Here is a 22,544-nt window from a genome sequence, read left to right as displayed (position 1 = left end):
AAAGACGTGGATGCCCGGCACAAGGCCGGGCATGACGGCGAGATGTGTGCATCCAGTAGGGCTTGACCCGGCGATCCATCCGCTTCGAAACGACTCTTCCGAAGATGGATGGATACGCGGGTCAAGCCCGCGTATGACGGGATGTGTGCATACAGTAGGGTCAAGCCCGGCCATGATGAAGCAACGATGACCCCCCGTACCGCCACACTCATCGGCCTCACCGCGATCCTGATGTGGGCGCTGCTGGCGGTGCTGACGGTGGCTACGGGGCGCATTCCCGCGTTTCAACTGGCGGCGATGACGTTCGCCATCGGGGCGCTGGCGGCGTCTACAAGCTGGATCGCGCGGCCCGGCGCCATCGGTGCGCTGCGGCAGCCGGCGCTTGTATGGATGATCGGCGTCGGCGGATTATTCGGTTATCACGCGCTGTATTTCCTGGCGTTGCGGCTGGCGCCTCCAGCCGAAGCCGGGCTATTGAATTATTTCTGGCCCCTCCTGATCGTGCTGTTCTCGTCGCTGCTGCCGGGCGAGCGGCTCAAGCCGCATCACGTCGTCGGGGCATTGCTCGGATTGGCCGGCACGGTGCTGTTGTTTGCGGGCAAACCATCGGCGCAGTTCGAGCAGGACCAGATCGCCGGCCTGCTCTCGGCGTTCGTCGCCGCCTTCGTGTGGGCGGCGTATTCGGTGATGTCGCGCAAGCTGAAGGCGGTGCCGACCGATGCGGTGGCGGGCTTCTGTTTTGCGACCGCGCTGCTTGCGAGCGCAGTTCATCTGGCGATCGAGACGACGGTCCGGCCCGAGACGCCGGTGCAATGGCTCGCGATCGTGGCGCTTGGCATCGGCCCGGTGGGTGCCGCGTTTTATGCGTGGGACATCGGGATGAAGCGCGGCGATATCCGGGTGCTGGGTGCGGCGTCCTACGCCACACCGCTGCTGTCTACCGCGTTTCTGATTGTGGCCGGCTATGCCAGGCCGAGCGCGGCGATCGCCGTCGCGGCGGTGCTGATCGCCGGCGGCGGCATGATCGCGGCAAAGGATATGGTTTGGAAGTAAAGGCGTTGCGGCCTCAGGTGGCAAAGGCGCTCTGCTCGCCGTGCCCGCCCACCGGGTTCGGGCGGCGGACGGCGTGCGTTCATCAGGATTTGTTCTTGCGTTCGCGCAATTCGCCGAATACTTCCGATGCGCTCCTGCCCTTCAGCCGCACTGCGGCCGCGACCGACGGGTCATCCGCGCGTAAGAACACGTTGGCTTTCTTTTCGTCGGCCAGCCGCGTCGGAACGGTTGGCTGGCCGGCGGCGCGCAGCCGCGCCACTTCGTCGGCGCGCGCTTTTAGCGCGGTATTGTCCGGCTCGACCCCCAGCGCGAACTTGACATTGGCGGCGGTATATTCGTGGCCGCAATAGAGCCTGAAATCGTCCGGCAACGCGCGTAGCTTCAACAGCGATTCCCACATCATCGGATAGGTGCCCTCGAACACCCGCCCGCAACCGATCGAAAACAGCGTGTCGGCGGCAAACAACGCTTTTTCGTCGTCGAAGACGTAGGAGATGTGGTCGAGCGTATGCCCGGGCGTTTCCAGCACCCGCGCCAACAGCGTGCCGACCTTGACGACGTCGCCGTCCTTGACGCGGGCATCGACCAGCGGAATTTTCGCGGTCTTGTCGTGCGGCGCCACCACGCGGCAATTGTACTTCTGTTTCAACTCGGGGATGCCGCCGACATGGTCGCCGTGATGGTGGGTAACCAGAATATCCGTCAGCGTCCACCCTTCGTGCTCCAGCGCCGTGATGACGGGAGCCGCCTCCGGCGCGTCGATCGAGGCGGTTGCCTGGGTCGCGGGGTCGTGGATCAGGTAGCCGAAATTGTCGGTGAGGCAGGGGAACAGGCGGATCTCAGCAGCCATGATATCTCCGTAATCGGAAAACGAGCCGGCGGGCCACGGCATGACATATGGCGTTAAGGTTCAATCGGCAATGCGATAATCGATACGCGCTTCGCGCCGGCGCCGTGATAGAATTGCCTCATGACCATCGATGTCATCGATCTTCGGGATTTCTATTCGCGCCGCCTCGGCATCGTGGCGCGGCGGCTGATCAATCGCGGCATCCACGCCCGCTGGCCCGACGCGCAGGGGCAGCGGGTGCTGGGCATTGGCTATCCGACCCCCTATCTCGGCCTGTTCCGCGAAGATTGCGAACGCTGCATCGCGTTCATGCCGGCCGCGCAAGGCGTGCTGAAATGGCCGACCGCGCGGCCGACCCTGGCGACGTTGGTCGATGAATTTTCGCTGCCGCTGCCGGACGCCGCGGTCGACCGCATCCTGCTGATCCACGCGCTGGAAATGTCCGACGATCCTGAAGGGCTGTTGCGCGAGGTATGGCGTGTGCTGGCGCCTTCGGGGCGGGTAATGGCGATCATACCGAACCGGCGCGGGGTGTGGACGCGCACCGACAACACGCCGTTCGGCCATGGCCGGCCGTATTCGCGCTCGCAGATCACGCAACTGCTGCGGCAGACCTGGTTCACGCCGACGGCCTGGGGGGAGGCGCTGTTCGTGCCGCCGGTCGGTGACGGCTGGTTCCTGCGTTCGGCAATGGCATGGGAGCGCGTCGGGGCTGCGCTGTCATTGCCGTTTGCGGGCGTGCATATTGTCGAGGCGACCAAGCAGGTCTATCGGGCAATCCCGGCGCACCGCGAACGCACGCGGCTTATTCCCGCGCTGGAGCCCGTGCTGGTGCCGTCGTCCTTGCAGCGGGACATGACGTCTCAACCCGAGATTGCCGGACTTGGTCCGGCAATCCATCTTTCCCGAAAATGATGGACGCGCGGGTCGAGCCCGGCATGACGATCAAACGCGCTACTCATTTCCCGGGTTGAAATCATCGCCCGGTGTCGCCGGGGCAGCCACGCCTTCGGGACGCGGGCCGTGCGGCCGCCGCCGCCGGCGCGGCTGGAAGCGCTCGCCGCCTGGGTGGCCATTGGATTCGAAACCCCCGCCGTTTACCTGCGGCTGCGGCCCGGTGATGAAGGATGGCAGGCGATCGACGCTGCCGCTGTCCGCAACCGGGACAGGTTGGGGCTGCGGCTGATACTGCGGCGGCGGACGATGCTCGCGGTTGTTATTGTATTCCCGGGGCTGATGCTGCTGCTCGCGGGGCTGGTAGGGTTGGCCTTCGCGCTGATGGTCACGCTGGTTGTCGCGCGGCACGAATGGTTGCGGCTGCGCCGGTACGAAGCCGGGCTCCTGGCCGAAATTGGAAAAACTCTCGCTTTCGTCGTCGCCGTCCTCTGCAGGCATCTCGTTTTCGGTGCGGGGCTGCGGCTGGTTCTGGCGAAACTGCTCCTGCGCCGCTGCGATCAGGCGAAAATAATGCTCGGCATGCTGGTAGTAGTTCTCTGCCGCCACCGGATCGCCGGAGCTGCGCGCGTCGCGCGCCAGTTGTACGTATTTCTCGGCCACATGGGAGGCGGTGCCGCGAATCTTGATATCGGGTCCGTTGGATTCGAAAACCCGGGTCATTGGGTTCTGACCGCGCCGGTTGTTATTGTTATTGCTGTTGTTATTGTTATTCCGGTTACGCATCCGCTTGTTGTTCTGACCGTTTCTCATGTCTTGCCTTTGTTACCAGCCCTGGGAGTTGTTGCCATTGTCATAATCCGATGCGGCACGCGTGACGCGCACCGAATCGCCATGCAGTTCAAGTCAGCATCGAGTTTTGCCGTATATCGCGTTCAACAACGACGCGTTCCCCACCGCCGGCATACTGCCAGCCGGACACATCAATCAGCCTGCCGAAACAAGCTCAGGTTTTCTTGCGTAAGCTTCAAGCGCAATATCAGGCTTTCGTCCGCTTTGCGGTCACCAGCAGCGCAGCTTTCTCAGCCATCGCGCTCAAATGGGACCTGGCTTTTGGAACCTTTCACTCGGGGCGGGCTCTCTTAGTCTTAAGAGAACTCTGGTATCCACCGCAGCATCTACGGGGCCAGCAACCCTGGACCGACGTTATATCCTGGAACGTAGTCGCTCCGGGGCAATATTCCAAGTGGTTTTTTTGCGTTCCAATAGGACTTATCAGGACGAAAGCCGGCCCGTGACGGCCCGGCGGATGCCCGCCAGATCCGTTTTCGCCGGTCCGGCCGCCGTCAGTCCCGCCGCGGCCATCAATTCCTGGACGTCCCCGTGCTGGCCGCACCCGACCTCCACGATCAGGACGCCGCCGGGGGCCAGCAGCCGGACGGCTTCGGGAATGATCAGGCGATAGGCGTTGAGGCCGTCGGCGCCGCCATCCAATGCGCGGCGCGGATCGTGATCGCGCACCTCGACGTCGAGCGCGGCGATATCCGCCGAACGGATATAGGGCGGATTCGACACCATCACATCCAACGCGCCGGACAGCGCCGCGGCATAGTCGCAGGCCACGAACGCCGCACGCGCTGCAAGTCCCAATTGCCGGGCATTGCCGCGGGCAGTCCGCAGCGCCGCCGCGCTGATGTCGGTGCCGGCGCCGAATGCGTTCGGCAGTTCCGATAACAGCGCCAGCAAAATCGCGCCCGAACCCGTGCCAAGATCGGCGATGCGGAGGGGGGCAGCGCATCTGGATTCGGCGTGCAGAATGTCCAGCGCGGCTTCGACCACGGTTTCTGTATCCGGCCGCGGCACCAGCGTCGCCGGCGCGAGCCGCAGCGGCAAGCCCCAGAACTCCTTGAGGCCGGTAATGCGGGCAACCGGTTCGCCCGCGATGCGCCGCTGCGCAAAATTCTCAAGACGGCAGGCTTCATCTTCCGTCAATAGTCGCGGCGCCGCCGCGATCACGCCGGTAAGATCGAGCCCGAGTGCCGAACCAACCAGAATCCGCGCATCCAGTTCGGCCGATGCGACGCCCGCGTGCCTGAACCGCGCCGCCAGCGCGCGGCGCGCGGTTTCGACGGTCTGGCTGCCGAGCGGATTGGGCACGCGTAGTCCTTTAGCGGGCGAAGCGCCGCGACCATTCCTGAGTCGTCCCCGCGAAGGCGGGGACCCATACGCCGTGTCGTCTCGTATGATCGAGTATCGTCGCGTATGATCGAATGCCGTCGATCAACCGAGCATAATCACAAACGCCGGGGGGTATGGGTCCCCGCCTTCGCGGGGACGAGGATATTACGCCGCGGCACCTTGGGCGGCAAGCTGCGCTGCCTGATGCTCGGTGGTGAGCGCGTCGATCAGTTCACCCAGCGCTTCACCCGCCATGACCTGCGGCAGCTTGTAGAGCGTCAGATTGATGCGGTGATCGGTGACCCTTCCTTGCGGGAAATTATAGGTACGGATGCGCTCGGAACGGTCACCGGAGCCGACCTTTTCGCGGCGCTCGGCAGAGCGCGCGGCATCGATGCGGTGACGTTCGGCGTCATAAATCCGCGAGCGCAGGATGTTCATCGCACTGGCGCGGTTCTTATGCTGGGAGCGGCTGTCCTGCATGCTGACAACGATGCCGGTCGGGATGTGGGTGATGCGGATCGCCGATTCGGTCTTGTTGACGTGCTGACCGCCGGCGCCGCCCGCGCGCATGGTCTCGATCCGCAGATCGTCGCTCTTGATCTCGACGTCGACGTCCTCGACCTCGGGCAGCACCGCGACCGTCGCGGCCGAGGTATGGATGCGGCCCTGGGTTTCGGTGTCGGGCACCCGCTGTACGCGGTGCACGCCAGATTCGAATTTCAATCTGGCGAACGCGCCGCGGCCCTTCACCTCGGCAATGATCTCCTTGAAGCCGCCCATGGTGCCGTCGCTGGCCGAAATCACTTCCACCTTCCAGCCCTGCAAGCCGGCGAAGCGCTCATACATCCGGAACAGGTCGCCGGCGAACAGCGAGGCCTCGTCGCCGCCGGTGCCGGCGCGAATTTCCAGCACCACGTTGCGCGCGTCCATGGCGTCCTTGGGCAGCAGCGCGACCCGGATCTGCTGTGCCAGCTCGACGCTGCGCGCTTCCAGCGTCGCGCGCTCGGCTTCCGCCATGGCGCGAAGGTCGGCATCGGTGGAAGGATCCGCGATCATCGCATCGATGCCGGCGACCTCCGCATTGGCGGCGCGATACGCCTTCACCGCATCGATCAGCGGATCGAGTTCGGCGAGTTCGCGCGTCATCCGCACGTAGTTCTCCGCACTCACCTGGCCCAATACCCCGGACTGGAGGGAGGCGTGGTGCGCCAGCAGAATATCGAGTTTGGCTTCAGGCAGCATGGGGACAATCGGTCGTGAAATCAGGCATCGTCATGGCCGGGCTTGTCCCGGCCATCGGCGTCTTCCCTCGCACGGAAGCAAGACGTGGATGCCGGGCATAAAGCCGGGCATGACGGAGTGGAGGTGTTTCGCTCACAACGAGAGCCCCTCGGCCTCTGCAAATTCCGTCAGCTTGCCGCGGATCGACACGCTGCCGGAGGGCGCATCGAGCAGCAGCGCCATGAGGGCGGCGGCTTTTTTGGCATCGAGATCGAGAACCATCGCCTTGACCGGACCGTGCGCGGTGGCCGACAGCGACAGCGAGCGGTAGCCGAGCGCGATCAGCGCCAACGCGCCCAGCGGCTGGGATGCCATCTCGCCGCACAGCGAGGCGGACTTTTTCGCGGCATCGGCTTTGCGAACGATGTCGCGCAACGCGCGCAGGATCGGCGCCGACATGGTGTCGAAACGCTCGGAGACCTTGGCATTGCCGCGGTCGACCGCGAACAGAAACTGAAACAGGTCGTTCGAACCCACCGATACGAAATCGACTTTTCTGAGCAGTTCGTCGAGCTGATAGAGCAGCGCCGGTACTTCCACCATGGTGCCGACGTCGATGCGCTCGGGGAGCGCATGGCCATGCTGGCGCAGATAGGTCAGCTCCCGTTCGATGATCGCCTTGGCCGCATCGAATTCCGCCACCTCCGAGATCATCGGGAACATGATGCGCAACGCACGGCCGCCGCCGGCGCGCAGCAACGCGCGGATCTGGCCGCGCAGCAGGCCGGGCCGGTCCAGGCCGAGCCGGATCGCGCGCCAGCCCAGCGCCGGATTTTCTTCCGTGACGGTTTCCATATAGGGCAGCGCCTTGTCGCCGCCGATGTCCAGGGTGCGGAACGTCACCGGCTTGGCGCCGGCGGCATCGAGTACGGCGCGGTATAACTGCAGCTGATCGGTCGAGCGCGGCAGGCTGGTGCCCACCATGAATTGCAGTTCGGTGCGGAACAGGCCGATGCCGGCGCTGCCGGTGTCGTCGATATGCGGCAGGTCGATCACCAGTCCGGCGTTGATCATGAGCTCGACGGGCTGGCCATCCTTGGTCACGCAGGGTTTGTCGCGCAGGGCCGAATACTGCGCCTGGCGGCGGGCGCGGAACCGCACCCGCTCTGCATAGGCGGATTCGATTTCCGCGGAAGGCCGGACGTAGATCGAGCCGGAAGTGCCGTCGACAATGATGGCGTCGCCGGGATCGGCAATCCCCGGCGCATTCGGGATTTCGCCGACCGCGGGAATGCCAAGTGCGCGCGCCACGATGGAGACGTGGGAATTGGCGGTGCCTTCCTCCAGCACCAGGCCGCGCAACCGCTTGCGGTCGTAATCGAGCAGCGCCGCCGGACCCATCGCGCGCGCGATCAGGATGGCATTGTCGGGCAGTTGCTCGCGGGAAGGCGCGTGATCCTGGCCGACCAGTTGCCGCATCAGCCGGTGGCCGAGGTCTTCAAGGTCGTGCAGCCGGTCGCGCAAATACGGATCGGTCGAACGCAGCATGCGCGCGCGGGTGTCGGACTGCACGCGCTCGACCGCGGCCTCGGCGGTGAGACCGGTAGCGACGGCCTCGTGCAGGCGATGCGACCAGCCATGGTCGTTGGCGAACATCCGGTAGGCTTCCAGCACGTCGCGGTGCTCGCCGCCTTCGGCGACGTCGCCGCGCTCGAGCATGCGGTCGAGATCGGCGCGCAATTTCGCCAGCGCCGCATCCAGCCGCTTGATCTCCTTCGGCAGGTCCTCGGCGATGTAGTTGGTGATGACGACGCGCGGCTCGTGCAGCACCACGTGACCGAGCGCGATGCCGTCGGACAGGACCGCCCCGGTCTTGTGCACCGAGTGACGCGCGGCGGGCTCGGCGCCCGGCTGTGCCAGCGCCGCGAGTTCGCCGGAGGCGATCATTTCCGCCAGCACCATGGCGGTGGTCTGCAGCGCCTCGACTTCTTCCTCGACATAGGTGCGCTTGGCGCGATTCTGCACCACCAGAACGCCGAGCGTATTGCCGGCGCGCAGAATCGGAACGCCGAGGAAGGAATGGTAGATTTCTTCGCCGGTTTCCGGCCGGAACGAGAATGCCGGGTGGCTCTGCGCGTCGTTGAGATTGAGCGGCGTCGCCTCGCTGGAAACCAGGCCGACCAGGCCTTCATGCGCGCTCAGTACGGTCTGGTGGACCGCGTCGCGGTTGAGGCCCTCGGTGGCATAGAGCTCCAGCGTGTTATCGATGCGCAGCACGTAGGTCGAGCATACCTCCGCCACCATGTTGGCGGCGATCAGCACCACGATCTTGTCGAGGCGCTCCTGAGCGCTGACCTGCTCCGCCATGACTTCGCGGAGCCGTCTCAACAAGACGCGGGGGCCTCCCGACGCGCTCCGCATGTGCCGACATCCTCCGTGCCAACCAGCGCGCCCCCGGGCGGCGCCAGCGCCAAGCTTCAGAAAAACAACAATTTTATCGTTCCGCCGCCTCCGTGCCGCGGAAATTGGCCGAATCAGCGCGTACAAAGCCGTGGCGCAGTTCGCCGCGGCCCTCTCATCTGGCCGTATAGCCAATTGAAGCTTGTTTTGCCAAGCAAAACGCCCGCCGGCGCAGAGCAACACTTCGTGCCCCGACGCCGTCAGCGCGAAGCACCTGCGTCCGGGGCAAGTAGGCTATGCCTGGTCCAGGCCGTAGAGCGTGTGCAGCGTGCGCACCGCCAGTTCGGTGTAGGCGGCGTCGATCAGCACCGAAAACTTGATCTCGGACGTGGTGATGGCGCGGATGTTGATGTTGCGCTCCGACAGGGCCTTGAACGCCTTGGCGGCGACTCCGGAGTGGCTGCGCATGCCGCTGCCGATCACCGAAACCTTGGCGACGTCGGTGGCGCTGTCGATTCTCACATAACCGATCCTGTTTTTCGCGGCCGAGATGGTGTCGCGGGCGCGGGCGTAATCCGAAGCCGGGACCGTAAAGGTGAGGTCGGTGGTCGCGCCGTCCTCCGAGACGTTCTGCACGATCATGTCGACATTGACGCTGGCGTCCGCAAGCGGACCGAAGATCGCGGCGGCCACGCCGGGCTTGTCCTGGATCTGGCGCACGGAAATCTGGGCCTCGTCCTTGGAAAACGCGATCCCGGTAACGACGTGGCTCTCCATGATTTCCTCCTCGTTGCAGATCAGCGTACCCGGCGGCGTGCCGAAGGGATCGATATCCTCGGGTTTGTCGAAACTGGAGCGGACGAACACCGGCATGTTGTACACCATGCCGAGTTCCACCGAACGCACCTGCATCACCTTGGCGCCTTGCGACGCCAGCTCCAGCATGTCCTCGAAGGCGATCTTGTCGAGCCGCCGCGCCTTCGGCACCACGCGGGGATCGGTGGTGTAGACGCCATCGACGTCGGTATAGATGTCGCAGCGGTCGGCGTGAATGGCCGCGGCAATGGCCACCGCCGAGGTATCGGAGCCGCCGCGTCCGAGCGTGGTGATGCGGCCGGTCTGCGGCTCGATGCCCTGGAAGCCGGCGATGACGGCGACCTCCTTGCGATCCTTGAAGCGGTCGATCAGCTCGGCGCCGTCGATCTCCAGAATACGCGCCGAGGCATGGACGTCGCTGGTCCTGATCGGTAGCTGCCAACCCTGCCAGGAGCGCGCCTGAACGCTCAAAGCCTGCAATGCGATCGCCAGCAACCCGGCGGTGACCTGCTCGCCGGATGCCACCACGGCGTCGTATTCGCGGGCGTCGTGCATCGGCGACGCCTCGCGGCACCACTCGACCAGTTCATTGGTCTTGCCGGCCATCGCCGAAACCACCACGGCGACGTCATGGCCGGCATCGACCTCGCGCTTGACATGGCGCGCGACGTTGCGGATGCGGTCGATGGTGGCGACCGACGTGCCGCCGAATTTCATGACAAGGCGGCCCATGACGCGTGGTGCATTCCCCGGAACAGGACGGTATTGTGCCGCGCATAAAGTGGAACGCGCAGACCGAAAGGCGCGTATACATAGCGGCGCGGTTTGGGGCAAGCACCCGGTTCTGGTAGGTCCCGCCGGCGCGCTGCGGACCGGTCCGGGACACGGCAATCGAGGCGACGAAATGGGGCGTTACATCGACGATATCCTGCAGCCGGGCGAGAAGGTGCTGTATTCCACCAACGCGCACTGGATATTCTATCTGCCCGCGATCGCGGCCTGGATCGCGGCGATCGGCTGCCTGATCGCCTCGCGCATGTTCGTCACCGAGACGCCCATGCTGCTCTGCCTGGCATTGGCGGCCATATCGGCGCTCGCGGCGCTGTACTGGACGCTGCGGGCCTGGTTCCATCGCTGGACCACCGAGACCGACGTGACCAATCTGCGGGTCGTTCACAAGACCGGCTTCGTCAAGCGCCGGACCTTCGAGATGAGCCTGGACAAGGTGGAAAGCGTCGACGTCAATCAAACTATCCTCGGCCGCATGTTGAATTACGGCGACGTCACGGTCCGAGGCGTCGGCGAGGGGTTTGAGACGATCAAAACCATTGCTTCGCCGCTTCTCTTCCGCAACCACATCACGGCGCGATAGGAGCGGCGCGTAATCCATGGCAATGCAGTCAAATTCCTCGAACCTCCAGGGTGCCTCGGCCGCCACGGTCGATCCCGCCGAGATCGCGAAATTTTCCAAACTGTCGGACGAATGGTGGGATCCGAACGGCAAGATGGCGCCGTTGCACAAGATCAATCCGCTGCGGCTGACCTATATCCGCGACGCCGCATGCCGCAAGTTCGACCGCAACGTCAAAAGCCTGAACTGCCTGGCGGGCCTGCGCATCCTCGATATCGGCTGCGGCGCGGGGCTGTTGTGCGAGCCGTTCACGCGCCTCGGGGCGCAGGTGATCGGCGTCGATCCCTCCGCGACCAATATCGCCGCGGCAAAACTGCACGCCGACAAATCGCAGCTGTCGATCGATTACCGATGCAGCAGCGTGGAGCAGATGGACGTGCGCGAACGCTTCGACCTCGTGCTGGCGATGGAAGTGGTCGAGCACGTCGCCGACGTCGGCGCCTTCCTGGGCCGCTGCGCGGCGATGCTGAAGCCCGGCGGACTGATGGTGGTTTCGACGCTGAACCGCAACTGGAAAAGTTTCGCGCTCGCCATTGTCGGCGCGGAATATGTGCTGCGCTGGCTGCCGCGCGGCACCCATCAATGGGACAAGTTCGTCACCCCGGATGAACTCGCGCATCATCTGCAGGCCAACAAGCTCGCCATCACCGAGCAGGCCGGCGTCGTCTACAGCCCGTTCGCCGACCGCTGGAGCCTGTCCTCCGACATGGACGTGAATTACATGGTGGTGGCGGAGGGGACGTAACACCCATGCCGTCCCGGCATTCGCGAGGACGGCGCCGGGTTTTTATCACGCGCAACAATGCGATGACGCCGCTTCAGTTGACCGCGCCTCTTCCGCCATTCTAACCCTGTCCCCATGTTCACTCTGGCCTCGCTCTGGATCCCTTTCACCGTCACCGCCGCGCTGGGGCAGGTGGCGCGCAATGCGATGCAGCGGCGATTGACCGCGCCGCTGGGAACCTGGGGCGCCACCAATATCCGCTTCCTGTTCGGTTTTCCGTTTTCGCTGATCTTCTTCGGCGCTGTGTCCGGTGTCACCGGCGATGCCGTGCCGTGGCCGACCGCGGCGTTTTGGCCGTGGCTGCTGCTCGGCGCGCTGAGCCAGATCGTCGCCACCGGCCTGATGCTGCTCGCCATGAACGACCGCTCGTTCGTGGTCACCACGGCGTATCTGAAGACCGAGGCGATTCAGACCGCAATCTTCGGCTTCGTGTTCCTTGGCGATCACCTCACGGCGCTCAAGGTGATTGCGATTCTGATCGCAACGGCGGGCGTGATCGTCACCGCGCTGCGGCCGGGCGGCGAAAAGGGCTTCGCCGAATTGCAGCCGACCATCATCGGGCTGCTCGCCGCCGCCGCGTTCGCGCTGTCGGCGATCGGTTTCCGCGGCGCGATCATCACCGTGCCCGGGGTGTCGTTTGCGACGGCGGCGTCCTACACGCTGGTGATAGGGCTATTCGTGCAGACGCTGGTGCTGACCATCTATCTGCTGGCGCGCGCGCCCGACGTGCTCAGGAAAATTCTGGGGCTTTGGAAGCCGTCAATATTCGCGGGCTTCATGGGAGCGTTTGCGTCGCAATTCTGGTTTCTGGCGTTCGCGCTCACGGCCGCCGCCAATGTGCGCACGCTGGCGCTGGTCGAGGTGCTGTTCGCACAAGGTGTGGCGTATTACTCCTTCAAGCAGCCGCTGTCGGCGCGCGAACTGAGCGGCATCGCGCTGATCGTGATCGGGGTGGCGATGCTGGTGGCGGTGTGAGAAGTCGTCCGCCCGGCCTTGCGCCGGCCATGAAGCAGAACGCGCCGCGCCGTCATTGCCGGGCTTGACCTACCATACGCACACATCTCGCCGTCATTGCCGGGCTTGACCCGGCATCCATCCCCTTCGAAACGACTCTTTCCGAAGATGGATGGATACGCAGGTCAAGCCCGCGTATGACGAGATATGTGAAATCCGGTAGGGTCAGGCCGGGCCATGACGGAGGTGCGCTAGTTCCTGTCGTCCGGCAGCACCGGCAGCGGCGATACCTCGACGCCTTCCTCGATCAGCGAACGGGCTTCCTCCGGCGAAGCCTCGCCGTAAATCGGACGATGTTCGATATCACCGTAATGCATCTTGCGGGCTTCGTTCGGGAAGCGCTCGCCGACATTGTCGGCATTCTTGACGATATGGTCGCGCAGTTCCTTGATCTTGGCGCGCAGCTCCCGCTCATGCGCCATCATCAGCGGCGTCGACGCAGGCGCGGTGACTTCCGTCGATGCCGGGGCTTCCGCAGGCGCGGCAGGCGGTGCGGCGCTTTGCCTGGTTTTCTTGCTGACGATCTGCGGCGCCATGATGGCCCGCTCGACCTTGGCCGAGCCGCAGGAAGGGCAGGTCACAAGCCTGCGCTTTTCCTGCGATTCGTAGGCCGACGAACTCTGGAACCAGCTCTCGAACGTATGACCACGGCCGCAGCGCAGATTGTAACGGATCATGCCGATCCCCGTACCAGGTGCAGATGTTCAGGGTTCGTTTTCGGATCGGCGACGCTGAAGCGGCGGCCGTGCTGCAGCGATGGAATGGTCTTGCGGGCGCTTGCTACCTTGGCGGGATCGATTTCCGCCATCACAATGCCGGGCTCGGTGCTGCCGCCCTCGGCCAGCACGACGCCCCAGGGATCGACGATCAGCGAGTGGCCGTAGCACTCGCGTCCGCTCTCATGTTTTCCGGCCTGTGCGGCGGCAAAAATGTAGCAGCCATTCTCGATGGCGCGGGCGCGCAGCAGCGTGTGCCAGTGTGCTTCGCCGGTCCTGACCGTGAACGCGGACGGCACGGTGATGAACGCCGCGCCGCTTTCGGCGAGCGCACGATACAGTGCCGGAAAACGCACGTCATAGCAGATGGTGAGACCGATGCGGCCCCATGGCAGATCGGAAATGACGGCGGTTTCGCCGGGCTGGTAGTTCGCCGACTCGCGATAGCTCTCGCCGCCGTCTAATTCGATGTCGAACATGTGGATCTTGTCGTAACTGGCAAGGATGGCGCCATCCGGCGCGATCAGGAACGAACGATTGACGGCGCGCTCCGGCGTCGCCCGCAGCGCCAGCGAGCCGACGTGAACATGGATCTTGAGCTCGCGGGCGAGTCCCCGGTAGGCCTTCAGCGAGAGGTCTTCGTCTTCCGGCGCCAATAATTCGAACAACGCCTTGCGGTTGCTCTGAATGAGGTTGCTGACTTCCGGCGTCTGCACATAGTCGGCGCCCTGGGCGGCGGCTTTGCGGATAAGGCTCTGGGCTTCCTTGAAGCTCGCCTCGGGCGACAACGAGGTGCGCATCTGCACCATGGCGGCGGTGAAGGCAAGCTCGGCGCTCATGAACCGGCCTTTTCGCCGGCCAGCAGGGAATCGAGCCTGCCTTCGCGGTCCAGCGCATAAAGTTCGTCGCAGCCGCCGACGTGGATTTCACCGATAAAGATCTGCGGAAAGGTCGCGCCGGCGCCGGCACGGTTCCACATCTGCTGGCGCAGTGCCGGATCCTTCGCCACGTCGAACTCGGTGAACGCGGCGTTCTTGCGCGTCAACAGCGACTTGGCGGCGCTGCAATAGCCGCAGCCGGGACGGGTGTAGATGTCGATAGCGGTCATGTCGCGCCCTGTTTTAAGGATCGTCGGATTATATGGGAGCTTTGTGGGCGTCCACAACCCGGGCGAAGACCAGGACGTCGACCCGCGCGGCCCTGGCGCGCAGCAGCGCCCGCGCACAGGCGTCGGAGGTGGCGCCGGAGGTCAGCACATCGTCGATCAACACCACGCGGCGGCCCTGCACCTGATGAGCGTGTTCTCGTAAAACCTTGAACGCGCCCTGTACGTTGCTGGTGCGTTCCGATCTCGAAAGTCCGATCTGCTGCTGGGTCGGCCGCATCCGCCGCAGCGCATCTCGCGCGATAGGAACGCCGCTTTGTCGTTCGATCGCACGGGCAAGCGCACCCGACTGGTTATAGCGGCGACTCCAGCCGCGGCGCCAGTGCAGCGGCACCGGAACCAGCGCCTCGGCGTCGGCAAGCAGTTCCACGCCGGCCCGCGCCATCCAGCGGCCCATGACGGGCGCCAGATCGGTGCGGTCCTGGTATTTCAGCGCATGCACCAGCGTCCGCGCCACGTCGTCATAGCGCACCGCGGCGCGGGCGCGCGCATAGGCCGGCGGATTGGCGATGGCTTCCATCGACAGCAGGCCGGGGCCCGGATCGTAGATGAAGGGAATGCCGAGCCGCGGGCAGAACGGCGGCGCGATGAACGACAGTTTTGTCCAGCAGCCGGCGCAGACGCCGACTCCCGCCACCGGTTCGCGGCAGGCCACGCATAGCGTCGGCAGCGCGATGTCGAGCGCGAGCCGCGCGGCATGCGCCCACGCGCTGCGCAAGGCCTGGCCGAAGCAACGTGACGAGGTGGCCCGAACGTCCATGGGGGAAGGCTAGCAGCCCGGCCATTTGTTGCTCAAGCGCCGGATTGCCAGACCCGGTTGTAACAGCGTACCAGACGGACATGGCTGCGAAACCGACCGCCGCGCCGATCCTGTTCGACCGCGCGCTGCTGCGCGCGCGGCAACGCCGCGCGGAGAAAATGGGAGGGGCGACCTTTCTGCTCGATCGTGTTGCCGAGGACATGGCGGAGCGGCTGCACGCCGTGCTGCGCGAGTTCTCCAGCGCGGCCGATATAGGCACGCCGGGCAGTCAGTTGCGCGACGCTTTGGCAGGACGCGTCGGCCGGCTCACGCGCATTGATCTTCCGGATCGCGAGTCCGAACCCCTGGCGCTGGCGCCGCAATCCATCGACCTTGCGGTCTCCGCGCTTGCCTTGCAACTCGTCAACGATCTGCCAGGCGTGCTGGCGCAACTCCGCCGCGCGATGAAGCCGGACGGGCTGCTGCTGGCTGCGATGATCGGCGGCGATACGCTGACGGAACTGCGGCAATCATTTGTTGCCGCGGAAGCCGAGCTTGAGGGTGGAAGTTCACCACGTGTGGCGCCGTTTGCTGATCTGCGCGATGTCGGCGCGCTGCTGCAGCGCGCAGGCTTCGCCCTGCCGGTCACCGACGTCGACCGCATCGTGGTGCGCTACGACAACGCGGTCGCGCTGATGCAGGATTTGCGGCGGATGGGCGCGGCCAATGTGCTGGTGGAACGGCGCCGCGCGCCGACCCGGCGCGCGACGATGCTGCGAATGGCGCAAATCTACGGCGAACGGTTTGCCGATCCCGATGGCCGCATCCGCGCCACTTTCGATGTGATCTGGCTGTCGGGCTGGGCACCGCATGAAAGCCAGCAGCAGCCGCTCAAGCCGGGCTCGGCGAAGGCGAGCCTGGCGGAGGCGGTGAGGAGAGGGACGGAATAGATACGCCATTGCCGGGCTTGAGCGGCAATCCATCTCCAGCGCAACAATTTTTCCGAAGACGGATGCGCGGGGCCAAGCCCGCGCATGACGCCGAGGGTTGCGTTGGCCTTACGCCAGCAAATCGATCAAATGCGGGATCAGCGGAATGTCAGCCGGCGGCATGGGATGGTCGCGCAGCCTGTTGGCGCGCACCCATCTGAGCGCCTGGCTCTCGCGCGCAACCACGTCGCCGTCCCAGCGCCGGCAGATGTAGAGCGGCATCAGCAGATGAAAATCGTCATAGGCGTGACTGGCGAAGGTCAGCGGCGCGAGGCAGTCTTCCTTCACGGTAATGCCGATCTCCTCATGCAGTTCGCGGATCAGGGTCTGCTCCGGCCGCTCGCCGTGCTCGACCTTGCCGCCGGGAAATTCCCACAGTCCCGCCAGCGTCTTGCCTTCGGGCCGCTGGGCGATCAGCACGCGCTTGTCGGCATCGACCAGCGCGCAGGCCACGACCAAGGTGAGTTTCACGTCCTCCTCCGCTGCACCGTCAAGCCCGGCCATGACGAATATACAGGGTTAGGAATCATCACGACCGGTAGTCGCCGTTGATGGCGACATATTCCTTGGTGAGGTCGCAGGTCAGCACGCGGTCGCGGCCCTTGCCGAGGCCAAGCGCAATCCTGATCTGGATGGTCGGGTTCTTCATCGCCGCGGAAACTTCGGCTTCGTCGTAGGACGGATCGCGCGCGCCTTTGCTGGCGACGCGAATGCCATTGAACGAGATCGAAAGCTTGTCGCGATCGGCGGGCTCGCCGGCCTTGCCCACCGCCATCACGACGCGGCCCCAATTGGCGTCCTCGCCGGCGATCGCGGTCTTCACCAGCGGCGAATTCGCCACCGACATCGCAATTCTGCGCGCGGAGGCCTTTGTCGTCGCGCCCTCGACGATGATCTCGACCAGCTTGCGCGCGCCTTCGCCATCGCGCGCCACCTGCTCGGCGAGATCCGCCAGCACGGCGTTGAAGGCTTTTGTGAAGGCTTTCAGGCGCGGGTCGCCGGCGCGGCTGATTTTCGGCGCATCTTTTGCGGCGCCGGTCGCGAAAGCCAGCAGCGTGTCCGACGTCGAGGTGTCGCCATCGATGGTGACGGCGTTGAAGGTATCCGCGACGCCGTTCTTCAACAGCGACTGCAGCGCGCCTGCTGCGATCGGTGCGTCGGTGAACAAGAACGCCAGCATGGTCGCCATGTCCGGCGCGATCATGCCGGCACCCTTGGCCATGCCGCTGATGGTGACCTTTGTGTTGCCGAGCTTCACCGTCGCGGTTGCGACCTTGGGAAAGGTGTCGGTGGTCATGATGGCTTTTGCCGCCGCCATCCACCCGTCCGGCGTCGCGGTCCGCGCCAGCGTGCCGAGCACGCCGTCGAATTTGGTGGCGTCGAGCGGCTCGCCGATCACGCCGGTGGAGGCGAGAAAGATGTCGTCCGGCTTGCAGCCGATCGCCCTGGCGGCAATCGACGCCGTCAGCGTGGTCGCCTGCTTGCCGGTCCTGCCGGTAAAGGCGTTGGCATTGCCTGAATTCACCACCAGCGCCCGGGCGCGCCCGCGCTTCAATTTGACGCGACACCATTCCACCGGCGCCGACGGGCACTTCGATCTGGTGAAGACGCCGGCCACCGTCGAGCCCTCGTCGAGCACCGCCAGCAGCACATCGGTGCGGTCCCTGTAGCGGATGCCGGCGGCGGCGGTCGCCAGTCTGACGCCGGCGACGGCGGGCATATCGGGGACGCTGGCGGGGGCGAGCGGAGAGATTGCGGTGGACATGAGGTCCTCGTCATTGCCGGACTTGATCCGGCAATCCATCGAATGAGATGGATGCGCGGGTCAAGCCCGCGCATGTCGGATTACCGATTTAGTTTTTCGCGGGCCGACGGTTCACGCATAACGCCCGTGGCAATGCTTGTACTTCTTGCCGGAGCCGCAGGGACAATCCTCGTTGCGGCCGACCTTGCCCCAGCTCGACGGATTTTTCGGATCGCGGCTGGCGGCATTGGCGTTCGACGCCGGGGCCAGCGATACGTCGGCGAACGCCATCTCGTCCTCGCCGGTGTTCGGATCGAACTTGTGCGCCTCCATCGCCGGCAGCATCGGCGGCTGATCCTCCGGCGGCACGATCTCCACGCGCATCAACTGCGCCGTCACGGCTTCGCGCAGGTTGGTGATCATGGTTTCGAACAGGCTGAAAGCTTCCGATTTATACTCCTGCAGCGGATCGCGCTGGCCATACCCGCGCAGGCCGATCACCTGCCGCAGGTGGTCCAGCATCACCAGATGCTCGCGCCACAGATGATCCAGCGTCTGCAGCAGGATGGTCTTCTCGACGTAACGCATCACGTCGGGACCCCACTGCGCCACCTTCGCCGCCATGTGTTCGTCGACGCGCTGCTCGATGCGGGTCAGCAGTTCCTCGTCGGCGATGCCTTCTTCCTTGGCCCATTCGTCCACAGGCAGTTCGATCCCGAGCACCCGTGTCAACTCTTCCTTCAACTCGGCGACGTGCCACTGCTCGGCATAAGCATGCTCAGGCACGTGCTTGGTGACGATGTCGTCGACGAAGTCATGGCGCATGCCGGCCACGGTTTCGGCCACGCTCTCGTCCTTCATCAGGTTGACGCGATGTTCGAAGATTTCCTTGCGCTGGTCGTTCTGGACGTTGTCGAATTTCAGCAGGTTCTTGCGGATGTCGAAGTTGCGGGCCTCGACCTTCTGCTGCGCCTTCTCCAGCGCCTTGTTGATCCAGGGATGGATGATGGCCTCGCCTTCCTTCAGCCCGAGCCGGGTCAGCATGGTGTCGAGCCGGTCGGAGCCGAAGATTCGCATCAGGTCGTCTTCCAGCGAAAGGAAGAATTTCGAGCGTCCGGGATCGCCTTGACGGCCGGAGCGGCCGCGCAACTGGTTGTCGATACGGCGCGACTCGTGGCGTTCGGAGCCGATGATGTAGAGCCCGCCCGGCCGGGTCACGGTCTTGGCCGGCTTGCTGCCCTTGGCGGGCTCGATCTCGATCACGTCTTCCGCTTTCAGCACGATGTCGCGAAAACGTTCGACGTCCGCCTTGATCCGCTCGATCTTGGCGGCCTTCTCCGCCTCGTCGGTAATACCGGCGGTTTCGTGCTGGATGCGCATTTCCAGCGAGCCGCCGAGCTTGATGTCGGTGCCGCGTCCCGCCATGTTGGTGGCGATGGTGATGGCGCCGGGCACGCCGGCCTCGGCGACGATATAGGCTTCTTGCTCATGGAAGCGCGCGTTCAGCACCGCGAACAGTTTTGCCGGTTTGCCGGCGCGCGCCGCGGCGTACAGCTTCTCCATGGCGTTTTCGTTGCCGAAGTCGATCTGCCTGTAGCCGTGCTTCTTAAGATACTCGCCGAGCAGTTCGGATTTCTCGATCGACGCCGTGCCGACCAGCACCGGCTGCAGCCGCTCATTGGCGCGCTGGACCTCGGCCATGATCGCCGCGTGCTTTTCATCCTGGGTGCGATAGACCTCGTCGTCCTCGTCGAGGCGCGCCACCATGACGTTGGTGGGGATTTCCACGACTTCGAGCTTGTAAATGTCGAACAGTTCGTCGGCTTCGGTCGCCGCGGTGCCGGTCATGCCGGCGAGCTTCTCGTACATCCGGAAGTAGTTCTGGAACGTGATCGACGCCAGCGTCTGGTTTTCCGGCTGCACCGGCTGGTGCTCCTTGGCTTCCAGCGCCTGATGCAGGCCTTCCGAATAACGGCGCCCCGGCATCATGCGCCCGGTGAATTCGTCGATAATGACGACCTCGCCGTCCCTGACGATATAATCCTTGTCGCGGGTGAACAGCGTATGCGCGCGAAGCGCCTGATTGATGTGGTGCACGACGGAGACGTTCTCGACGTCATAAAGCGAATCGCCCTTGAGCTGGCCGGCGTCGCGCAGCAGCGTCTCGATCTTTTCCATGCCGGTTTCGGTCAGCGTCACCGTGCGCTGCTTCTCGTCGACATCGTAGTCCGATTTGTCCAGCTTCGGGAAGAAAGTGTCGATGGTGTTGTAGAATTCCGAACGGTCATCAAGCGGTCCGGAAATGATCAGCGGGGTGCGGGCTTCGTCGATCAGGATCGAGTCGACTTCGTCGACGATGGCGAAGAAGTGGCCGCGCTGAACCATGTCCTCCAACCGGTATTTCATGTTGTCGCGCAGATAGTCGAAACCGTATTCGTTATTGGTGCCGTATGTGATGTCACAGCCGTAAGCGGTCTTGCGCTCGGCATCGTCGAGCCCGTGTACGATCACGCCGGTAGTGAGGCCGAGGAAACTGTAGATTTCGCCCATCCAGGCGGAGTCGCGCTTGGCGAGGTAGTCGTTGACGGTGACGACGTGGACGCCCTTGCCGGCCAGCGCGTTGAGATAGACCGCAAGCGTCGCCACCAGCGTCTTGCCTTCGCCGGTCTTCATCTCGGCGATGTCGCCCTCGTGCAGCACCATGCCGCCGATCAACTGCACGTCGAAATGACGCTGCTTGAGGGTGCGCTTGGCCGCCTCCCGCACGGTGGCGAAAGCCGGAACCAGAATGTCATCGAGGGTCTTGCCGTCGGCGAGCTGGCTGCGGAATTCGGCCGTGCGGGCCTTGAGCGCCTCGTCGGACAGCGCCGCGATTTCCGGCTCGAGCGCGTTGATGGCATCGACGCGGGACTGATATCCCTTCACCCGCCGGTCGTTGGCGGAGCCGAAAAACTTGCGGGCGAGCGCGCCGAGCATGCCAGATTCCTGTCTTTTCAATTCGGCATTTCAGCCATTGGTGTCGTGCCGATCGCCTATCAACTGATCGTGACGCGTCAAAAAGGCCCCAATTCCGGGTGCGTTCGCGTCATGAGTGGGAGTTCGACATTCGAAGTTCAACGGCCCAAAGCGCAAGCAAATCACGCGATAGCCGCTGGGCCGTCGCGGAGAGATATGGCTCGTCCAAAGGCTTGTCAACGGCGCGAAGCTGTCAGGGATTTCATCATTTTGACAGAGTTTTCGCGTTGCCAAGGCGGCTCGATTGGGCGAGTGTCCCGCCGCCCGAACAGCCCCGCCACGACCTGAGATAAGGATTTTCCATGACCTCTTCGTCATCCAGCACGACATTCGTCCGGCGCTTCGGCCTCGCCTCCACCGCCGTGACGGGCTGTCTTGCGTTGGTTCTGCTCGCCGGGCTTCCGGTCCGTGCCGAGGAAGCCAATCCGGTGCTTGCCAAGGTCAACGGCGCCGAAATCCGCGCCAGCGACGTTGCGCTTGCGGAAGAGGAATTGGGACCGAGCCTGGCGCAGATGGAGCCGTCGGCCAAGAAGGAAAACGTGCTGTCCTTCCTGATCGACATGAAGATCGTCTCGAAGGAAGCCGAGGACAAGAAGATCGCCGACCGCGACGACTTCAAGACCCGTCTCGCCTTTGCGCGCAACCGCCTGTTGATGGACAACCTGCTGGCAGTCGAGGGCAAAGCCGCCACCACCGACGAGAACATGAAGAAGGTCTATGAGGACGCCGCCAAGCAGATCACCGGCGAGCAGGAAGTTCACGCCCGGCACATCCTGGTGGAAACCGAGGATCAGGCCGAGAAGATCGAGCAAGACCTGAAGAAGGGCGCCGATTTCGCGGAACTGGCCAAGAAGGAATCCAAGGATCCCGGCGCGTCCGACGGGGGCGACCTCGGCTTCTTCACCAAGGACCAGATGGTGCCGGAATTCTCGGCCGCCGCTTTCGCGCTGGAGCCCGGCAAGATATCCGATCCGATCAAGACGCAATTCGGCTGGCATGTGATCAAGGTTGAGGAAAAGCGCACCCGTAAGGCGCCGGACTTCGAGCAGGTCAAGCCGCAGATCGAAACCTATGTGGTGCGCAAGGCGCAGGCCGATTACGTGGCCAAGCTGCGCCAGAGCGCAAAGGTCGAGCGCATGGACAGGCCCGACGACGCCTCGGCCAAGCCCGATGCGGCGAAGCCCGCCGACGGCAAGGCGGCGCCCGCGAAGAAGTAAATCGACTTCCTGGCAGACATCGGGCTGTCATGGTGCCGGGCTTTGTCCCTACTGGATGCACACATCTCGCCGTCATTGCCGGGCTCGACCCGGCAATCCATCCGCTTCGAAACGGCTCTTCCGAAGCGGATGGATACGCGGGTCAAGCCCGCGTATGACGAGATATGTGAATCCAGTAGGGCTTGACCCGGCAATCCATCCCGCTTCGCAAAATCCTTTTGCCAAGAGCGATGGATAAGTCGGTCAAGCCCGCGGTTGACGCGGCGTGTGTTGCGGCGTGTTGCAATATCGCGCTCCACGGGGCGCGTTCCCCGGACGCAGCGCAGCGCGCAGCA

The 22,544-nt window shown here is 64.3% G+C and carries 20 protein-coding genes; 7 read left to right on the top strand and 13 right to left on the bottom strand.

The genetic code is table 11. From position 1 onward, the window contains the following. Positions 1-186: 186 nt before the first annotated feature. Positions 187-1,053, top strand: a complete 867-nt coding sequence (locus ACFE72_RS22365) for a DMT family transporter (RefSeq protein WP_375415315.1) — start codon at positions 187-189, stop codon at positions 1,051-1,053. Between the two features lie 82 nt (positions 1,054-1,135). On the opposite strand, the gene gloB is transcribed toward ACFE72_RS22365, so the two are convergent. After that, complete coding sequence (gene gloB / locus ACFE72_RS22360) at positions 1,136-1,903, bottom strand: hydroxyacylglutathione hydrolase (RefSeq protein ID WP_375415314.1); 768 nt, start codon at positions 1,901-1,903, stop codon at positions 1,136-1,138. 120 nt (positions 1,904-2,023) lie between these two features. On the opposite strand from gloB, the gene ACFE72_RS22355 reads away from it, so the two are divergent. After that, positions 2,024-2,818 carry a methyltransferase domain-containing protein gene (locus ACFE72_RS22355; RefSeq protein WP_375415313.1) on the top strand — a complete coding sequence of 265 codons (795 nt, stop codon included), beginning with the start codon at positions 2,024-2,026 and terminating at the stop codon, positions 2,816-2,818. 39 nt (positions 2,819-2,857) lie between these two features. On the opposite strand, the gene ACFE72_RS22350 is transcribed toward ACFE72_RS22355, so the two are convergent. The 5 genes from ACFE72_RS22350 to ACFE72_RS22330 form a co-directional block, all read right to left on the bottom strand. Further along, a complete protein-coding gene (locus ACFE72_RS22350) occupies positions 2,858-3,610 on the bottom strand; it encodes a DUF4167 domain-containing protein (RefSeq protein WP_375415312.1) in 753 nt (250 codons plus the stop codon). A 462-nt stretch (positions 3,611-4,072) separates the two neighbouring features. After that, positions 4,073-4,954 (bottom strand): peptide chain release factor N(5)-glutamine methyltransferase, encoded by an 882-nt coding sequence (gene prmC, locus ACFE72_RS22345; protein ID WP_375415311.1) that lies wholly within the window; start codon positions 4,952-4,954, stop codon positions 4,073-4,075. A 186-nt stretch (positions 4,955-5,140) separates the two neighbouring features. Continuing rightward, positions 5,141-6,220: a peptide chain release factor 1 gene (gene prfA, locus ACFE72_RS22340; RefSeq protein ID WP_375415310.1), complete on the bottom strand. Its 1,080-nt coding sequence runs from the start codon at positions 6,218-6,220 to the stop codon at positions 5,141-5,143. Positions 6,221-6,352: 132 nt separating this feature from the next. Continuing rightward, the gene (ptsP, locus tag ACFE72_RS22335) at positions 6,353-8,620 is read right to left on the bottom strand and encodes a phosphoenolpyruvate--protein phosphotransferase (RefSeq protein WP_375415309.1); all 2,268 of its coding nucleotides are present in this window, start codon (positions 8,618-8,620) and stop codon (positions 6,353-6,355) included. A gap of 273 nt (positions 8,621-8,893) precedes the next feature. Next, complete coding sequence (locus tag ACFE72_RS22330) at positions 8,894-10,147, bottom strand: aspartate kinase (RefSeq protein ID WP_375415308.1); 1,254 nt, start codon at positions 10,145-10,147, stop codon at positions 8,894-8,896. 172 nt (positions 10,148-10,319) lie between these two features. On the opposite strand from ACFE72_RS22330, the gene ACFE72_RS22325 reads away from it, so the two are divergent. From ACFE72_RS22325 to ACFE72_RS22315, 3 genes are all read left to right on the top strand, one after another. Continuing rightward, on the top strand, positions 10,320-10,787 hold the full coding sequence (locus ACFE72_RS22325; protein ID WP_375415307.1) for a PH domain-containing protein: 468 nt from the start codon (positions 10,320-10,322) through the stop codon (positions 10,785-10,787). Between the two features lie 16 nt (positions 10,788-10,803). After that, the gene (gene ubiG, locus ACFE72_RS22320) at positions 10,804-11,571 is read left to right on the top strand and encodes a bifunctional 2-polyprenyl-6-hydroxyphenol methylase/3-demethylubiquinol 3-O-methyltransferase UbiG (protein WP_375415306.1); all 768 of its coding nucleotides are present in this window, start codon (positions 10,804-10,806) and stop codon (positions 11,569-11,571) included. A gap of 114 nt (positions 11,572-11,685) precedes the next feature. After that, positions 11,686-12,585, top strand: a complete 900-nt coding sequence (locus ACFE72_RS22315; protein ID WP_375415305.1) for an EamA family transporter — start codon at positions 11,686-11,688, stop codon at positions 12,583-12,585. A gap of 230 nt (positions 12,586-12,815) precedes the next feature. Here ACFE72_RS22315 and ACFE72_RS22310 read toward each other — a convergent pair whose 3' ends face one another. Genes ACFE72_RS22310 through ACFE72_RS22295 form a run of 4 tightly spaced genes read right to left on the bottom strand, consistent with a single transcriptional unit; the run spans position 12,816 to position 15,265 of the window. Beyond that, on the bottom strand, positions 12,816-13,301 hold the full coding sequence (locus tag ACFE72_RS22310) for a DUF1178 family protein (protein WP_375415304.1): 486 nt from the start codon (positions 13,299-13,301) through the stop codon (positions 12,816-12,818). Beyond that, positions 13,298-14,179: a carbon-nitrogen hydrolase family protein gene (locus ACFE72_RS22305; protein ID WP_375415303.1), complete on the bottom strand. Its 882-nt coding sequence runs from the start codon at positions 14,177-14,179 to the stop codon at positions 13,298-13,300. The genes ACFE72_RS22310 and ACFE72_RS22305 overlap by 4 nt, the downstream gene beginning before the upstream one ends. After that, positions 14,176-14,448: a glutaredoxin 3 gene (gene grxC / locus ACFE72_RS22300; protein WP_375415302.1), complete on the bottom strand. Its 273-nt coding sequence runs from the start codon at positions 14,446-14,448 to the stop codon at positions 14,176-14,178. The genes ACFE72_RS22305 and grxC overlap by 4 nt, the downstream gene beginning before the upstream one ends. 28 nt (positions 14,449-14,476) lie before the next feature. Continuing rightward, a complete protein-coding gene (locus ACFE72_RS22295; RefSeq protein ID WP_375415301.1) occupies positions 14,477-15,265 on the bottom strand; it encodes a ComF family protein in 789 nt (262 codons plus the stop codon). An 80-nt stretch (positions 15,266-15,345) separates the two neighbouring features. On the opposite strand from ACFE72_RS22295, the gene ACFE72_RS22290 reads away from it, so the two are divergent. Next, positions 15,346-16,194: a methyltransferase domain-containing protein gene (locus tag ACFE72_RS22290; RefSeq protein WP_375415300.1), complete on the top strand. Its 849-nt coding sequence runs from the start codon at positions 15,346-15,348 to the stop codon at positions 16,192-16,194. 108 nt (positions 16,195-16,302) lie between these two features. Here the strand turns inward: ACFE72_RS22290 and ACFE72_RS22285 are convergent, their stop codons facing one another. The 3 genes from ACFE72_RS22285 to secA form a co-directional block, all read right to left on the bottom strand. Next, positions 16,303-16,737 carry a (deoxy)nucleoside triphosphate pyrophosphohydrolase gene (locus ACFE72_RS22285; RefSeq protein WP_375415299.1) on the bottom strand — a complete coding sequence of 145 codons (435 nt, stop codon included), beginning with the start codon at positions 16,735-16,737 and terminating at the stop codon, positions 16,303-16,305. Positions 16,738-16,762: 25 nt separating this feature from the next. Continuing rightward, a complete protein-coding gene (gene argJ, locus ACFE72_RS22280; RefSeq protein WP_375415298.1) occupies positions 16,763-17,998 on the bottom strand; it encodes a bifunctional glutamate N-acetyltransferase/amino-acid acetyltransferase ArgJ in 1,236 nt (411 codons plus the stop codon). Between the two features lie 111 nt (positions 17,999-18,109). Further along, positions 18,110-20,953 (bottom strand): preprotein translocase subunit SecA, encoded by a 2,844-nt coding sequence (secA, locus tag ACFE72_RS22275; protein WP_375415297.1) that lies wholly within the window; start codon positions 20,951-20,953, stop codon positions 18,110-18,112. A 341-nt stretch (positions 20,954-21,294) separates the two neighbouring features. Here secA and ACFE72_RS22270 point away from each other — a divergent pair, with 341 nt between their 5' ends. After that, positions 21,295-22,209 (top strand): peptidylprolyl isomerase, encoded by a 915-nt coding sequence (locus ACFE72_RS22270; RefSeq protein ID WP_375415296.1) that lies wholly within the window; start codon positions 21,295-21,297, stop codon positions 22,207-22,209. Positions 22,210-22,544: the final 335 nt, after the last annotated feature.

It is taken from the genome of uncultured Bradyrhizobium sp. (genome assembly GCF_964252615.1).
GTDB lineage: Bacteria > Pseudomonadota > Alphaproteobacteria > Rhizobiales > Xanthobacteraceae > Bradyrhizobium.
Note: the sequence above shows the minus strand (reverse complement) of the source record. Positions and strands in the feature narration are given on the sequence as shown.

Bases quoted from the DNA above. Each gene is read 5' to 3' on its own strand.
- ACFE72_RS22330 (WP_375415308.1), bottom strand. From the start codon at position 10,147: ATGGGCCGCCTTGTCATGAAATTCGGCGGCACGTCGGTCGCCACCATC.
- gloB (WP_375415314.1), bottom strand. From the start codon at position 1,903: ATGGCTGCTGAGATCCGCCTGTTCCCCTGCCTCACCGACAATTTCGGC.
- ACFE72_RS22290 (WP_375415300.1), top strand. From the start codon at position 15,346: ATGGCTGCGAAACCGACCGCCGCGCCGATCCTGTTCGACCGCGCGCTG.
- ACFE72_RS22355 (WP_375415313.1), top strand. From the start codon at position 2,024: ATGACCATCGATGTCATCGATCTTCGGGATTTCTATTCGCGCCGCCTC.
- ACFE72_RS22270 (WP_375415296.1), top strand. From the start codon at position 21,295: ATGACCTCTTCGTCATCCAGCACGACATTCGTCCGGCGCTTCGGCCTC.
- ptsP (WP_375415309.1), bottom strand. From the start codon at position 8,620: ATGCGGAGCGCGTCGGGAGGCCCCCGCGTCTTGTTGAGACGGCTCCGC.
- ACFE72_RS22295 (WP_375415301.1), bottom strand. From the start codon at position 15,265: ATGGACGTTCGGGCCACCTCGTCACGTTGCTTCGGCCAGGCCTTGCGC.
- ACFE72_RS22350 (WP_375415312.1), bottom strand. From the start codon at position 3,610: ATGAGAAACGGTCAGAACAACAAGCGGATGCGTAACCGGAATAACAAT.
- grxC (WP_375415302.1), bottom strand. From the start codon at position 14,448: ATGACCGCTATCGACATCTACACCCGTCCCGGCTGCGGCTATTGCAGC.
- prfA (WP_375415310.1), bottom strand. From the start codon at position 6,220: ATGCTGCCTGAAGCCAAACTCGATATTCTGCTGGCGCACCACGCCTCC.
- argJ (WP_375415298.1), bottom strand. From the start codon at position 17,998: ATGTCCACCGCAATCTCTCCGCTCGCCCCCGCCAGCGTCCCCGATATG.
- ACFE72_RS22325 (WP_375415307.1), top strand. From the start codon at position 10,320: ATGGGGCGTTACATCGACGATATCCTGCAGCCGGGCGAGAAGGTGCTG.
- ubiG (WP_375415306.1), top strand. From the start codon at position 10,804: ATGGCAATGCAGTCAAATTCCTCGAACCTCCAGGGTGCCTCGGCCGCC.
- ACFE72_RS22365 (WP_375415315.1), top strand. From the start codon at position 187: ATGACCCCCCGTACCGCCACACTCATCGGCCTCACCGCGATCCTGATG.
- secA (WP_375415297.1), bottom strand. From the start codon at position 20,953: ATGCTCGGCGCGCTCGCCCGCAAGTTTTTCGGCTCCGCCAACGACCGG.
- ACFE72_RS22305 (WP_375415303.1), bottom strand. From the start codon at position 14,179: ATGAGCGCCGAGCTTGCCTTCACCGCCGCCATGGTGCAGATGCGCACC.
- ACFE72_RS22285 (WP_375415299.1), bottom strand. From the start codon at position 16,737: ATGGCCGGGCTTGACGGTGCAGCGGAGGAGGACGTGAAACTCACCTTG.
- ACFE72_RS22315 (WP_375415305.1), top strand. From the start codon at position 11,686: ATGTTCACTCTGGCCTCGCTCTGGATCCCTTTCACCGTCACCGCCGCG.
- ACFE72_RS22310 (WP_375415304.1), bottom strand. From the start codon at position 13,301: ATGATCCGTTACAATCTGCGCTGCGGCCGTGGTCATACGTTCGAGAGC.